Below are 13,424 nucleotides of genomic sequence, written 5' to 3'. Positions count from 1 at the left end.
GTAAGGAGGACGACTTGCGTTGATTGGCTAGGGTCGTCGCCAAAGGCGTCATTGCGAGGAGCGAAGCGACGAAGCAATCCATCGGCCCGCACACGCGGAGCGATGGATTGCTTCGCTTCGCTCGCAATGACGGAGTTGGGGGCTCAATAGTGCCCGAACGCCACCGGGCGGAACGCCTGGAGCAATTGCTGGTCGAGCTTGCCGCCCATCTCCTCCATCATGGAGAACGCCTTGGCGTGGGTGAATTGCAGCCGGTAGGCACGCTTCTCGACCAAAGCGGCATAGACATCGACGATCGTGGTGACGCGGACGATGTCGCTGATCTGGTTGCCGCTCAGCCCGTTCGGATAGCCGGTGCCGTCGAGGAATTCGTGGTGATGCAGGATCACGTCGAGCATTTCCGGCGGGAAGCCGCCCTGCGCCGACAGCGCCTCGTAGCCGCGGCGCGGATGCTCGCGCATCTCGGCCATTTCCTCCACCGTGAATGCGCCGGGCTTGTCGAGCAGCGCGACCGGGACGAAGGCCTTGCCGACATCGTGCAGCAGCGCGGCACGGGCGAGCCGGCGCTGGTCGTCGTCGCGCATGCCGAGATGCTGCGCGAACGCCACCGCAAAGCCGGTCACGAACAGACAGTGGCGATAGGTCTCCTGGTGATGGCAGCCGACCGTGGTCAGCCATTCGCGCAGCGAGTTGTGCTTGATCGCCTTCAGGATCTTGTTTTCGGCGGCGACGATGTCCTCGAACTTCAGCGGCTCGCCGGCGCGCATCCGCTCGAACATCTTGACCATCACGCCATGCGCGGCTTCGACGCCGCGGTTGAGCGCCTTGCCGCGGTCGGTCTCGTCATAGCCGCTGTTGTCGGGAAATGCGGCACGGATGCGCTGCAGGATGCCGCGCGCATCGAACGGTCGCGAGATCGTGTCGGTGGCGCCGAGCGCCCAGGCCTGCATCGAGGCGTGATGCAATGCATCCGCCAGCACGAACAGCCGCGGCATCTCACGATAGGCGTCGGTCTGCAGCTTGGCGCGAACCAGTTGCACGGCTTCGGGCGAGCGCAGGTTGATGTCGACCACAATGCCGGAGAGATCGCGGGCCGGCTGCTCGGGAATGTCCGAGGTCGGAACGGTGTCGACCTCACCCACCGAGCGCAGAATGCTGGCGAGTTCGTTGCTCTGATCGCTTCGATCTGACGCCAGCAGGAGGCGGCGCTTCGAAGTCTGGTTGTTGGCTAAGGCTGTCATGCAATCCCCGTCGCGGTAACGACCGACGCCGGGACGCTACCTGACGATGCGTTCCCTCCGGCTTAATGGGGATGCTGAACGGCGGTTAAGCGCAATGGATACAATTTGAGGAACCGCGAAATCCGCCAGCAGAATCAGGCCCACCGCAAATGCAGGCGGACGGCTGCAGCGCCGGCGAGTCGTGAATTTTTGCAGCGTCAAAGGCGTCGACGCCGCCACCACCTGGCCGGTGCCCGGAGCAAAGAAAAACGCCGGAGAGCGGTTAGGCTCTCCGGCGTTTTCATTGGTTCAGGCCGTTACGCCTTCATCGCAGCCTTGACGGCCTCCGCGGTGATCGGCAGGCCGCGGACGCGGGCACCGACCGCGTTGAAGACGGCGTTGCCGATCGCCGGCGCCACCACCGTCACTGCGGGCTCGCCGACGCCGGTCGCCTTCTCGCCATTGGCGATGACGTTGACCGCGACCTCCGGCAGCTGGCTCATCCGAAGCGGCGTGTAGCTGTCGAAATTGGTCTGCTCGATGCCGCCGTCCTTCAACGTCGCCTTCTCGAACAGCGCCAGTGACATGCCCCACAGAGCCGCGCCCTCGACCTGGGCCCGGATGCCGTCGGGATTCACTTGCGTACCAACGTCGGTCGCAACCGTCAGCTTCTTCACCGTCACCTCGCCCGAGGGGGCGACGGCGACATGGGCGACGCAGGCGGTCCAGCTCGCCGTGGCGCGCTCCTGCGACGACACGCAGGCAACGCCCATGCCTTCGCCCTTGGGCAGCTTCCTGGTGCCGTAGCCGGCGAGACCCATCGCCGCGAGCAAGGTGTTACGGAGGCGCTGCGCGCCGCCGTCGTTCTTGCCCTTGCCGTCGAGCAGCTCGACGCGAAGCTGGGCCGGATCCTTGCCGGTCGCATGCGCGATCTCGTCGACCATGCTCTCGACCGCCCAGAACGTCCAGCCCGGTGCCACCGAACGGAGCTGACCCGACGGGGTGGCGTTGTGCGCCATCTCGTTCTTGATCGCCCGCACGTAGTGGTTGGGAACGGTGTAGAAGAAGTCCGAACCGTTCACCGTGAACGCATCGAGCGGTCCCTTCTTGTCGACCGAGGGCGACAGGAAGTCGGGGATGCCCCAACGCTGGGTCGGCCAGGCCGAGACGACATCGTGGCTCAATGCGACGAGCTTGCCGTCGCCGTCCACGCCGGCCTTTACTTTCTGGTAGGTCAGCGGACGCGAGAAATCCATCGTCATGTCGTTCTCGCGCGTGTAGATGACCTTGACCGGCTTGCCGACGGCCTTGGCCGCCTGCACCGCGGGCACCATCATGTCCGCGTCGAGACGCCGGCCGAAGCCACCGCCCAGCCACATCTGATGCATCACCACGAACTTCGGATCGATCCCGGCGGCGCCGGCCGCGATCGCACCGGAGCGCGTCGCGAACTGGTTGCCGGAATAGATGTGCAGGATGTCGCCCTTGAACTCCGCGGTGGCGTTCATCGGCTCCATCGGCGCGTGGATGTTGATGTTGGTGGTGTATTCCGCCTCGAGCACCTTGGCCGCCGTGCCGAAGGCCGCGTTCGGATCGCCGTCCTTGACGAAGAACTCACCGGAATCGCTCAATCCCTGAAGCCGCTTGGCTTCGGCGAACAGCGATTCGCTCGACAGTTTGGCGTTCGGACCGCCATCGTAGTCGATCTTCAGCGCCGCCGCCGCCTTCTTGGCGTTGGCGTAGGTGTTGGCGACCGCGACGACCCAGCCGGTCGTGGTTGTGGTCTTGTCGTCCAGGGTGACGGCCTTGATGAAGCCCGGCACCTTCTTGGCCGCGCTATCGTCCACCGACTTCACGGTGGCGCCGTAGCGGACCGGCGGAGTGACCAGCGCGCCGTAGACCATGCCCGGCAGCATCACGTCGATGCCGTACTTGGCCGTGCCGTTGACCTTCAACGGAATGTCGAGCTGCGGCACCGAGACGCCGATCATGGTGTACTGGTCGGCCGACTTCAGCTTGATCGCCTTCAGATCATCCGCCGTGAAGGTCTTGGTCGCCTTGCCGCTCTTCACCACCTCGGCAAACGACATCGACTTCTTCGACTTCGGATGGCTGATCGTCGACGCGCGCACCACCAGCTCGCTGGCCGGCACGCCCATCGAGGCTGCCGCCGCCTCGGTCAATGCGATACGGCCGGCAGCGCCGGCGCGGCTCATGGCGTCGAAGTTCATCATCGTCGACCAGCTGCCGCCGGTGATCTGCGCGCCAAGCACGGGGTCGTTGAACTTCGGATCGTTGGATGCGAGTTGGACCCGCATGTCCTTCCAGTTCGCGCCGAGCTCTTCGGCCACGATCTGCGCCATCGTCGAGGCGACGTGCTGGCCCATGTCGGCCTTGCCGCAGGTCACGGTGACGAGACCATCGGGCGCGATCGAGTACCAGACGCTCGGCTCGACGTTAGCGGACGCGGGTGCCGCGAGCGCGTGGTCAATGCCGGACGCGGCGTAGCCGAGCACGAGACCGGTTGCAGCGGTGCCGACCAGGAAGGAACGGCGGCTGAGATCGGTCGTCTCGGGGGCGAGGTCTTTCACGTGCTTGTTCATGTGGCCCTCCGCTCGGATCCGGTGGCCGATGCGGTGCGCATGTCGGAAGCAGCGCGCATGATCGCCTTCTGGATTCGTGAATAGGTCATGCAACGGCAGAGATTGCCGTCCATATGCGCGACCACTTCTTCCTTCGTCGGGTTGGTGTTCTTCGACAGCAGCGCTGCCGCCTGCATGATCTGGCCGGACTGGCAGTAGCCGCATTGCGGCACCTGCTCGGCGACCCAGGCCTTCTGCAAGGGATGTTCGCCCTTGGCGGAGAGGCCTTCGATGGTGGTGATCTTCTTGCCGACGGCGTCGGCGAGCGAGGTCTGGCAGGACCGCACCGCTTCGCCGTTGAGGTGAACCGTGCAGGCGCCACAGAGACCGGCGCCGCAACCGAATTTGGTGCCCGTCATCTGCAATTGCTCGCGGATGACCCAAAGCAGCGGCGTGTCATTGGCCGCCTCGACGGACATATTCCGTCCGTTGATATTGAGATTTGGCATCTCTCTCCCCTTCCGGTGTAGGCAGCCGCTTACGGCGGCAACTCACTGTTGGGTCATGGCTGGCGCCCACCGGGTAAGCGACAGTTGCCGAAACAATGATCCGGTTCCCGGCTGGAGGCAATCCAATTTGGAATTGCTCGAAAGGAATAAATTTCGGAAACTGCCCGTTGTGCAATGCGGTAACGGCATGAAGCTTTTGAAATGCCAGTATTGATGCCGTATCGATGCCTCCTACCAAGGTCGGTAGCGCTGCCGGACCTGACATCGACAACAGAAGGAGCCCGTCAATGGCCAAGCTCAACCGCAGCGGCGTCGATATCTACTACGAGATTCACGGCAGCGGCCCGCCCCTGATCCTCACCCACGGGTATTCGTCGACGTCTGCGATGTGGCAGGGCCAGATCGAGGCGCTGTCGAAGCGGCACAAACTGATCCTGTGGGACATGCGCGGGCACGGCCAGTCCGACTATCCCGACAATCCGGATGCTTATAGCGAGGCGGCGACGGTCGGCGACATTGCCGCCCTGCTCGACGCCGCCGGCGCCGACAAGGCGATCGTCGGCGGTCTGTCGCTCGGCGGCTACATGTCGCTCGCCTTCCACCGCGCCCATCCGGAGCGGGTGCGTGCGCTGTTGATCATCGACACCGGTCCGGGATTCAAGAAGGACGACGCCCGCGAGGTCTGGAACACGCGTGCCCGCGACACCGGCGACCGCTTCGATCGTGAGGGGCTCGAGGTGCTGAAGTCGGCGAGTGCCGAGCGCGCGTCGGTCACGCATCGCAATGCCAAGGGTCTCGCGCTCGCCGCGCGCGGCATGCTGGCGCAACGCGATGCGCGGGTGATCGAGTCATTGCCCGGGATCAAGGTGCCGTCGCTGGTTGTGGTCGGCGCCGACGACACGCCGTTCCTGGCCGCGTCCGACTACATGGCCGCGAAGATCCCGGGTGGGCAGAAGGCGGTGATTCCGAACGCCGGCCATGCCGTCAACATCGATCAGCCGCAGGCCTTCATCGCCGCCGTGCTGCCGTTCCTCGATAGCCTTGAAGCCGGCGCGCCGGGAAAGGCCGCCTCATGAAGACGATTGTCGTCGCCTTGTTGCTGACGGCGGCAGCGACCGCAGGGAACGCCCAGAAGCTACGGCCGTTCGCCGACCCGGCCACGCCGACCTTCACCGCGACGCTATCGAACAACACACCGCTGGTGTTCGGCATGGGCGTCGTGGACGCGCAGCGCGCGCTTGGCACCCCCTTCACCCATGTCAGCGGGCGGCCCGGCAATGAGATCTTCCTGACCTTCCGCGACCTCGGCGGCAGCGGGCTGTTCCCGCACCATGACCGTCTCTATCTGCAATTCCGCAAGGGCCGGCTCGCCGGCTGGAAGGGCGACTGGGGCGAGAACTGGATGTGGCGATAGAGCATGATCCGGAAAAGTGCGAAGCGGTTTTCCCTCGCGACAAACGCGAACGCGTTTGCGCGAAGATCATGCTCAAAATATGAGGCGCCCTCATCATCGATGAGCTTCATGCAACCCCCAACATGACAAGGTTGGACCATGGGACAAGACATCAAACTCAAGGCTTCGGACGGATTTGAACTCGGCGCCTATCGCGCCGATCCCGCTGGCGCGCCGAAGGGCGCGATCGTGGTGATCCAGGAGATCTTTGGCGTCAACCACCACATCCGCTCGGTTTGCGACCGGCTGGCGAAGGAAGGCTACGTCGCGGTTGCGCCGTCGATCTTCGACCGCATCACGCCGAACTTCCAGAGCGGCTACTCCCCCGATGAGGTGGCCGAGGCGCGGAAATTCGTGGCCAATCCGGACTTTGCCGCGATGCTGCGCGACAGCCAGGCGGCGATCGACGCGGTGAAGGCGGTCGGGCCGGTCGGCATCATCGGCTTCTGCCTCGGCGGCAGCATCGCCTATGCGGCGGCCACCAAGCTGAGCGGGCTCTCGGCCGCAATCGGCTATTACGGCGGCGCCATCATTCGCTTCGCCGACGACAAGCCGACCGTGCCGACGCAGCTGCATTTCGGCGAGAAAGATGCCGGCATTCCCTTGAGCGATGTCGAGACCATTAAGTCGAAGCGGACCGAGGTCGAGGTCTTCATCTATTCCGGCGCGCAGCACGGCTTCCATTGCGACGAGCGCGCAAGCTACGACAAGGCGAGCGCCGACATCGCCTGGCCGCGCAGCATGGAATTTTTCGGGAAGCATCTGAAGAAATAGGGCGCCGCTTTCCCAAACTCGTCATTCCGGGGCGCGCGAAGCGCGAGCCCGGAATCCATCTCTCAATAGACGCTGCGGCAAAATGGATTCCGGGCCTGCGCCTTGCGGCGCATCCCGGAATGACAGCAGAGAGATGTTGCTCAGAACCAGCGCTCGCCGACGAACACCGTATCGCCGGGGCTCATCGGCGTGCCCAGCGGCACCACGAAGCGGCCGGAACCGGATGCATCGGTATGGGTCAGCGTCACGCTGTCGCGGCGGGCGCGTGGCGCGAAGCCGCCGGCGATCGCGACCGCGCTTTCGACGGTCATGTTCGGCACGTAGGGATATTGGCCGGGAGCCTGGACTTCGCCGAGGATGAAGAACGGCCGGTAGGATTCGATCTCGACCGCGACTGAAGGATCGCGGATGAAGCCGTTGCGCAAGCGTGCCGAGATTTCACCGGCAAGCCCGGCCGGCGTGCGGCCGCGTGCCGGCACCGAGCCGATCAGCGGCATGGTGATCGAGCCGGCAGCGTCGATCGCGTAGGAGTTGGTCAGGCCTTCCTGGCCGTAGACCACGACGCGGAGCTTGTCGCCCGGGCCGAGATGATAGGAGTTGTCGTAGCCAGCGGGCCCACCCGGCGCGGCGGCATAGACCACCGGGGCGGCGCCGGGCGCGGCATAGCCATAACCGGGAGAAGTGCTGGCGAAGGCGGACCGCAATGCGCTGATCGCACCACCGCCGCCTGCGTCGGCAACCGGGGCGGGTGCATAGGCCGGTCCATAGGTGACGGCATCGACACCTTGCGGGCCGACGGCAATGGGGCCGGACGTGCTCATGCAGCCAGACAGCGCGAGCGCAGCCACAACGGCAGTGATCGGCAATCGTAACGCGTGTGCAACCGGCACCGGACCTATCCCTCAACGGCGAGACAAGCCCAGTCTTGCACCACTTATGGTTAATAAAGGGTTTTCGAGGACCGAGCGGGGAGCCGGAAAGCCCGCCTCCCCCTCGATTTGGCGCACGACACGGCGATTAGGCGGTGACGCCGACGCCGATCGGGCAGGACACGCCGGTGCCGCCAAGCCCGCAATAGCCCGCCGGATTCTTGGCGAGGTATTGCTGATGGTAGTCCTCGGCGAAGTAGAACTCGCCGGCCGGCGCCACTTCCGTCGTGATCGCGCCGAGGCCCTTGGCGGCAAGCGCCTTCTGATACATCGCCTGCGAAGCATCGGCGGCTTTGTGCTGCGCATCGCTGAACGTGTAGATCGCAGAACGATACTGCGTGCCGATATCGTTGCCCTGGCGCATGCCCTGCGTCGGGTTGTGGTTCTCCCAGAACGTCTTCAGGAGTTTCTCGTAGGAGATCTTCTTCGGGTCGAACACGACGAGCACGACCTCGGTGTGGCCGGTGCGTCCCGAGCACACCTCTTCATAGGTCGGGTTCGGCGTGTGGCCGCCTGCATAGCCGACCGCCGTGGTGTAGATCCCGTCGCCGAGTTCCCAGAACTTCCGTTCCGCGCCCCAGAAGCAGCCGAGCCCGAACACGGCCTGCTCGAGGCCTTGCGGATAGGGCGGCGTCAATTTGCTGCCATTGACGAAATGGGTGGTCGCGGTCGGGATCGGCGTCGCGCGGCCAGGCAGCGCCTCGGCGGCGCTTGGCAACGCGGTGGTCTTGCGCATGAACAACATGGATACCTCCGGGCGGGACATCGGCCGACGCGGGCTGGGGCCTGCGGGCCGGCTGTCACCTATATATGTCCTTACGCGGATGATGGCAGCCCCGTTACTGAACGGCTGCGGCCAAGACAAGCTCAAGCGGGCCGCGGCCGGCTCAGTCGCGCGCGTAGCCGATCAGCGGCTTGCGCGGCCGGAACAGGATCATCAGCAGGATGCCGGCAATGCCGAGCACCGCGAACACCGGCTGCTCCAGAAGCACGCGGATCACGTCGTTCCACAGCCAGGGCGCGAAACGATCCACCCAGGCATGGAACGCCTGCTGGCTCGACTGGTGGATATCGTTCCAGAACTGGCCGAATTGGGTGAACCGCAGGCTCTGGTCGGCGACGTAGCGGGCCCCGTCATAGACCATGAAGATGAAACTGCCGGCCAGCAGCAAAAGGCCGATCAGGCGGAAAAAGCCGCGGATCATGCGTCACCCTAACTCCCAGTCGCGCCCCACGCGTCGACAGGCCTTACCGGGCGCCCCCCGGAAATTCAACCTCTTCAGCGGCTTATCCGGCCCTCACGAGGCCGATTTCGGGCCCTTTTTCGGTCCCGAAAGCGTTGACGGTTAAGCCTGCGCCATCTATAAGACCGGCCGATGGCGGCGGGTGCAATCCTGCCGCCGCTGTTCTTTGGACAGTGCCGCATGCCGGGGCAGCATTTTGCGCTCTTCGTATGGCCGCCTCAAGGACACCCAAGACAACACCTTGGACAAATACATCAGAGTTGAGATTTGAACCGGCCGGTGCGCGCCAGCCCGACCACCGAGCGATCACCGCCGAAGGACAGTTAGAGAACCATGGCCAACACCACCTCCGCCAAGAAGGCGACCCGCAAGATTGCTCGCCGCACCATCGTCAACAAGTCGCGTCGCACGCAGATGCGTGGCGCGGTGCGCACCGTCGAGGAAGCGATCAAGAGCGGCGACCGCGAGGCGGCACTCAAGGCGATGAGCAAGGCCGAGCCCGAACTGATGAAGGCAGCGCAGCGCAACATCATTCACAAGAACCTCGCGAGCCGGAAGGTGTCGCGCCTTACGCAGAGCATCGCCAAGCTCGCCAAGTAAGCTGGCCAAATAAGCTCAGCGAGTAGAGCTCGCCGCGCGAGCTGACTGAGGAACACGTTTGTCACGAAGCCCGGCTCGCGCCGGGCTTTTTGTTTTGGTCTCGCATTTTGTCGTGGAAGTTTCATAGCGCGAGAAGAGTCGGCGTTGCCGCGCGACGAACTGCGTGTCATGTTTCGTCGCGTCCGTAGTTCTACCGGCCCAATATGCTTAACGCGCCGCACTCGTGCAGATTGTTCTGCACTAAGCGCAATAAATGGAATAAGGCGCGGCATCGCGCGTCGGAAATTGCGACGCGGGTTACCCTGCAAAAGTAATCGAGAAAACTCACGCTTCGCGAGTTACTTATGCACATAGCGCTGGACAGCGATTGGAAAAATGACCGGCGCGAGACCAAATGTAAATTTTCTATGAAAAATTTTTGGTATTGCACCGTCGTTTGTGACGCGCGTGAATCTGCGCGCTGATTCAAAACCTTGCTTTCGCAACTCAGCGTCGGCACCGCCGCAACAGTCGCGAAGAGTCTCGACCCCCGTCGAATCCACGGATTGTCAGAAAATACGCTTGGTGTATTTATTTCTTGTTCGCGACGCCCACGGCTCTCCAGATCAGCGCGGTTTGAGACCCAAGGGCGGACGCACAAATCGGCGGCGGTGTGTGCGTTAGCGACGCTTTCCAAGCGAAGCTAGATTGACGGCTCATAGCGATATGGGGACGGTCGACCTGTGTCAAAATATCTCCGGCGGTGTCCCCGGCAATTTGGGGGATCGAACAAGAGAGACCAGGGCGTCAGTCGGAATCTGGCAGCGGGAACGCGGCGCAAGCGAACAGGTTGACGACGACACGCGGCGGCGAAGCGCCGGGCATTTCGGTGTTCGGTAGCAGCAGTTCGATTTTGAAGACACCAGCAAGCTGACAACTTGCCGCGATACGTCGCGGTGGGAGGGGGAGGACTTATGCCTTACGGTATCATCACTGCAGTCGAACCAACGACAGCCCAAGTGCAGACTTCCTGTGGTGCCGTAATCAACCCCTCGGACGCTGGCTCTTACCCGCAGAGACCGTCGAGTACGCGCTGACCTCGCGGGACGCATCTTCTCCAAACAGCTGACCTGTCGCGTGGCGCATGGCCGCCACACGGGAGAGCTTTGTCCGGAGCAGACCGCGCCCGCTAGAGGTCGCGTCGTGGCAGGCCCCCTGCACGGCGCTTTCGCAATCATCATCTCTCAGATTTGGAAAAGTACGAAAGCAATGACGAACACGGAACAGGATCGCTGGTCGCGGGTGAAGGGACGTTTGCGGACGAGTGTTGGCGAGGACGTTTACACGAGCTGGTTCGCGCGGATGGATCTGGAGAGCGTGCACGACGAGAGCGTGCACCTGTCGGTTCCGACCCGGTTCCTCAAGAGCTGGATCCAGGCGCATTACGCCGAACGCGTGCTCACCTGCTGGCAGGCCGAGATGCCCGAAGTGCATCGCATCGACCTCACCGTGCGTTCGGCGATCCGCGCGGTGGCTCCAGTGAAGGAAGCGGCTGCGCCGGTCGAAGTGCGCCGTGTCGAGCGCCATGACGGCCGTCCCGCGCCTGAACTGCGCTCGTTCGCGACCGCGCCGGTGTCCGCCAGCCATGACGCGCTCGGCGGCTCGCCGCTCGATCCGCGCCTGACCTTTGCAAGCTTCGTCGTCGGCCGCTCCAACACGCTGGCCCATGCGGCTGCGCGCCAGGTCGCGGAAGGTCGCCGCGGCGATCCCGTGATGTTCAACCCGCTCTACATCCATGCCGGCGTCGGCCTCGGCAAGACGCACCTGCTGCAGGCCGTGACCTGGGCCGGCAATTCCGGCGGCGAGCGCAAGGTGCTGTATCTCACCGCCGAGAAGTTCATGTACGGCTTCGTCGCGGCGCTGAAGACGCAGACGGCGCTGGCGTTCAAGGAGGCGCTGCGCGGCATCGACGTGCTTGTGATCGACGATCTGCAGTTCCTGCAGGGCAAGTCGACGCAGGCCGAGTTCTGCCACACGCTGAACGCGCTGATCGACGCCGGCCGTCAGGTCGTGATCGCGGCCGACCGTCCGCCGTCCGATCTCGAAAGCCTCGACGACCGCGTGCGCTCGCGGCTCGCCGGTGGCCTGGTGGTCGAGATGGGTTCGCTCGGCGAGGAACTGCGGCTCGGCATCCTGAAGTCGCGCGTCGCCGCGGCCCGCGCCCACCATGCGACCTTCGATGTGCCGGAAGAAGTGCTCGACTATCTGGCGCGGACCATCACCCATAACGGCCGCGACCTCGAAGGCGCGATCAACCGCCTGCTCGCGCACTCCAAGCTCAACAACCAGCCCGTGACGCTGGAGATGGCCGAGCGCGAGGTGCGCGACCTGATCCGCCCGCAGGAGCCGAAGCGGATCAAGATCGAGGACATCCAGCGCGTCGTCGCCCGGCAGTACAATGTCAGCCGCTCCGACCTCCTGTCGTCGCGCCGCACCGCCAATGTGGTGCGCCCGCGCCAGGTTGCGATGTATCTGGCCAAGACGCTGACCCTGCGCTCGCTGCCGGAGATCGGCCGGCGCTTCGGCGGCCGCGACCACACCACGGTGTTGCACGCGGTGCGCAAGATTGAGGCACTGGTCGCCAAGGACACGACGCTGTCGGAGGAAGTCGAATCGCTGAAGCGTCAGCTGCAGGAATAGGACTGCAGGCATAAGACCGCCTCATCTGGCCGGCTCGTTCCATAGCCCTCTCCTTTATCAAGAGGGGAGGGCTAAACTTTTTTCCGGCCCAAAACGTGGGGAACGGGGCCCGTTTCTGGCCCGTCTCCCTTGCACCGGCGGCCCATCCGCGCCACCTTGCGGTCCCCCCGTGGGTTTGATCAAATCCGGTATTGATCCGGCTTATCGGGTTTCCAATGCCGCGGTGCTGCCCTGAACGGCCGCCCGGCTTTTCCATCTGAGGGATCTGGCGGGTATTGCAATGAAGGTCACCGTCGAGCGCGCGCAACTCCTGAAATCGCTGGGTCACGTTCACCGCGTGGTCGAGCGCCGCAACACCATCCCGATCCTCGGCAACGTGCTGATCCGCGCCGAGGGCGCCAAATTGTCGCTGAAGGCGACCGACCTCGATCTCGAGGTGACGGAGACGCTGCCGGCCGAGACCGGAACCGCCGGCTCGACCACGGTGCCGGCGCACATGTTCTATGACATCGTCCGCAAGCTGCCCGACGGCTCGCAGATCGTGCTGGAGGCCGACGGCGACCGCTCGGTGCTCGCGGTGCGCGCCGGCCGCTCGCGCTTCACGTTACAGACGCTGCCCGAAAGCGATTTCCCGGGCCTTGCCGCCGGCGATATGACGCATTCGTTCTCGCTGCCGGCCTCCGACATCAAGCGGCTGATCGACCGCACCCAGTTTGCGATCTCGACCGAAGAGACCCGCTATTACCTCAACGGCATCTATCTGCACGCCGCCGGCAACGCCAAGGCGGCGACCCTGCGCGGGGTTGCGACCGACGGCCATCGTCTGGCGCAGATCGACCTCGCGCTGCCCAAGGGCGCGACCGGCATGCCCGGCGTGATCGTCCCGCGCAAGACCGTCGGCGAGGTGCAGCGGCTGATCGAGGGTGACGACGCAGAGATCTCGATCGAACTGTCGGACGGCAAGATCCGCTTCACGCTCGGCAATGTGGTGCTGACCTCGAAGCTGATCGACGGCACCTTCCCGGACTATGGCCGCGTCATTCCGCAGAACAACGACAAGGAACTGGTGGTCGACAAGAAGGATTTCGAGGCCGCCGTCGACCGCGTCTCGACCATTTCCAGCGAACGCGGCCGCGCGGTGAAGCTGGCTCTGTCCGCCGGCAAGCTGGTGCTCTCGGTCACCAACCCGGATTCCGGCAGCGCCACCGAAGAGATCGAGGTCGAGTACGCCTCCGATGCACTCGATATCGGTTTCAACTCGCGCTATCTGCTCGACATCGCCGCCCAGATCGAGGGCGAGGTCGCGGTGCTGAAGCTCGCCGATCCCGGCTCGCCGACCCTGGTGCAGGACCGCGACAGCAAAGGCGCGCTCTACGTGCTGATGCCAATGCGGGTGTGACGCACTTCTCTTGGCGCGCATTGGCACTAGATAGC

At 64.2% G+C, this 13,424-nt stretch carries 12 protein-coding genes; 6 read left to right on the top strand and 6 right to left on the bottom strand.

Features of this window, described 5'->3' with window-relative positions; genetic code table 11:
• Nucleotides 1-143 precede the first annotated feature (143 nt).
• From BraRD5C2_RS22990 to BraRD5C2_RS22980, 3 genes are all read right to left on the bottom strand, one after another.
• Nucleotides 144-1,241: an HD domain-containing protein gene (locus BraRD5C2_RS22990; RefSeq protein ID WP_223971722.1), complete on the bottom strand. Its 1,098-nt coding sequence runs from the start codon at nt 1,239-1,241 to the stop codon at nt 144-146.
• Nucleotides 1,242-1,537: 296 nt separating this feature from the next.
• Nucleotides 1,538-3,823, bottom strand: a complete 2,286-nt coding sequence (locus tag BraRD5C2_RS22985) for a xanthine dehydrogenase family protein molybdopterin-binding subunit (RefSeq protein WP_223971719.1) — start codon at nt 3,821-3,823, stop codon at nt 1,538-1,540.
• Nucleotides 3,820-4,311 (bottom strand): (2Fe-2S)-binding protein, encoded by a 492-nt coding sequence (locus tag BraRD5C2_RS22980; RefSeq protein ID WP_050425001.1) that lies wholly within the window; start codon nt 4,309-4,311, stop codon nt 3,820-3,822. The genes BraRD5C2_RS22985 and BraRD5C2_RS22980 overlap by 4 nt, the downstream gene beginning before the upstream one ends.
• A gap of 287 nt (nt 4,312-4,598) precedes the next feature.
• On the opposite strand from BraRD5C2_RS22980, the gene BraRD5C2_RS22975 reads away from it, so the two are divergent.
• The 3 genes from BraRD5C2_RS22975 (at nt 4,599) to BraRD5C2_RS22965 (ending at nt 6,538) form a co-directional block, all read left to right on the top strand.
• The gene (locus BraRD5C2_RS22975) at nt 4,599-5,387 is read left to right on the top strand and encodes an alpha/beta fold hydrolase (protein WP_223971717.1); all 789 of its coding nucleotides are present in this window, start codon (nt 4,599-4,601) and stop codon (nt 5,385-5,387) included.
• On the top strand, nt 5,384-5,725 hold the full coding sequence (locus tag BraRD5C2_RS22970) for a hypothetical protein (protein ID WP_223971715.1): 342 nt from the start codon (nt 5,384-5,386) through the stop codon (nt 5,723-5,725). Before BraRD5C2_RS22975 ends, BraRD5C2_RS22970 begins: the two co-directional genes overlap by 4 nt.
• A 138-nt stretch (nt 5,726-5,863) precedes the next feature.
• The gene (locus BraRD5C2_RS22965) at nt 5,864-6,538 is read left to right on the top strand and encodes a dienelactone hydrolase family protein (protein WP_223971713.1); all 675 of its coding nucleotides are present in this window, start codon (nt 5,864-5,866) and stop codon (nt 6,536-6,538) included.
• 140 nt (nt 6,539-6,678) lie between these two features.
• Here the strand turns inward: BraRD5C2_RS22965 and BraRD5C2_RS22960 are convergent, their stop codons facing one another.
• From BraRD5C2_RS22960 to BraRD5C2_RS22950, 3 genes are all read right to left on the bottom strand, one after another.
• Nucleotides 6,679-7,428 (bottom strand): polysaccharide biosynthesis/export family protein, encoded by a 750-nt coding sequence (locus BraRD5C2_RS22960; RefSeq protein WP_374708034.1) that lies wholly within the window; start codon nt 7,426-7,428, stop codon nt 6,679-6,681.
• 127 nt (nt 7,429-7,555) lie between these two features.
• On the bottom strand, nt 7,556-8,212 hold the full coding sequence (gene msrA / locus BraRD5C2_RS22955) for a peptide-methionine (S)-S-oxide reductase MsrA (RefSeq protein ID WP_092120552.1): 657 nt from the start codon (nt 8,210-8,212) through the stop codon (nt 7,556-7,558).
• A 142-nt stretch (nt 8,213-8,354) separates the two neighbouring features.
• Nucleotides 8,355-8,672 (bottom strand): hypothetical protein, encoded by a 318-nt coding sequence (locus tag BraRD5C2_RS22950; RefSeq protein WP_223971711.1) that lies wholly within the window; start codon nt 8,670-8,672, stop codon nt 8,355-8,357.
• Between the two features lie 372 nt (nt 8,673-9,044).
• Here BraRD5C2_RS22950 and rpsT point away from each other — a divergent pair, with 372 nt between their 5' ends.
• The 3 genes from rpsT to dnaN all read left to right on the top strand — a co-directional run bounded on the left by rpsT (nt 9,045) and on the right by dnaN (nt 13,389).
• Nucleotides 9,045-9,311, top strand: coding sequence for a 30S ribosomal protein S20 (gene rpsT, locus BraRD5C2_RS22945; RefSeq protein ID WP_029079417.1), 267 nt, complete (start codon nt 9,045-9,047; stop codon nt 9,309-9,311).
• Between the two features lie 1,248 nt (nt 9,312-10,559).
• Nucleotides 10,560-11,990, top strand: a complete 1,431-nt coding sequence (gene dnaA / locus BraRD5C2_RS22940) for a chromosomal replication initiator protein DnaA (protein ID WP_223971709.1) — start codon at nt 10,560-10,562, stop codon at nt 11,988-11,990.
• A gap of 280 nt (nt 11,991-12,270) precedes the next feature.
• On the top strand, nt 12,271-13,389 hold the full coding sequence (gene dnaN, locus BraRD5C2_RS22935) for a DNA polymerase III subunit beta (protein WP_223971707.1): 1,119 nt from the start codon (nt 12,271-12,273) through the stop codon (nt 13,387-13,389).
• The last annotated feature ends 35 nt before the right edge of the window (nt 13,390-13,424 follow it).

The sequence above is a fragment of the Bradyrhizobium sp. RD5-C2 genome (genome assembly GCF_019972155.1).
Lineage (GTDB): Bacteria > Pseudomonadota > Alphaproteobacteria > Rhizobiales > Xanthobacteraceae > Bradyrhizobium.
The sequence above is the reverse complement of the archived record's forward strand: the minus strand, read 5'-3'. Positions and strand labels throughout refer to the sequence as shown.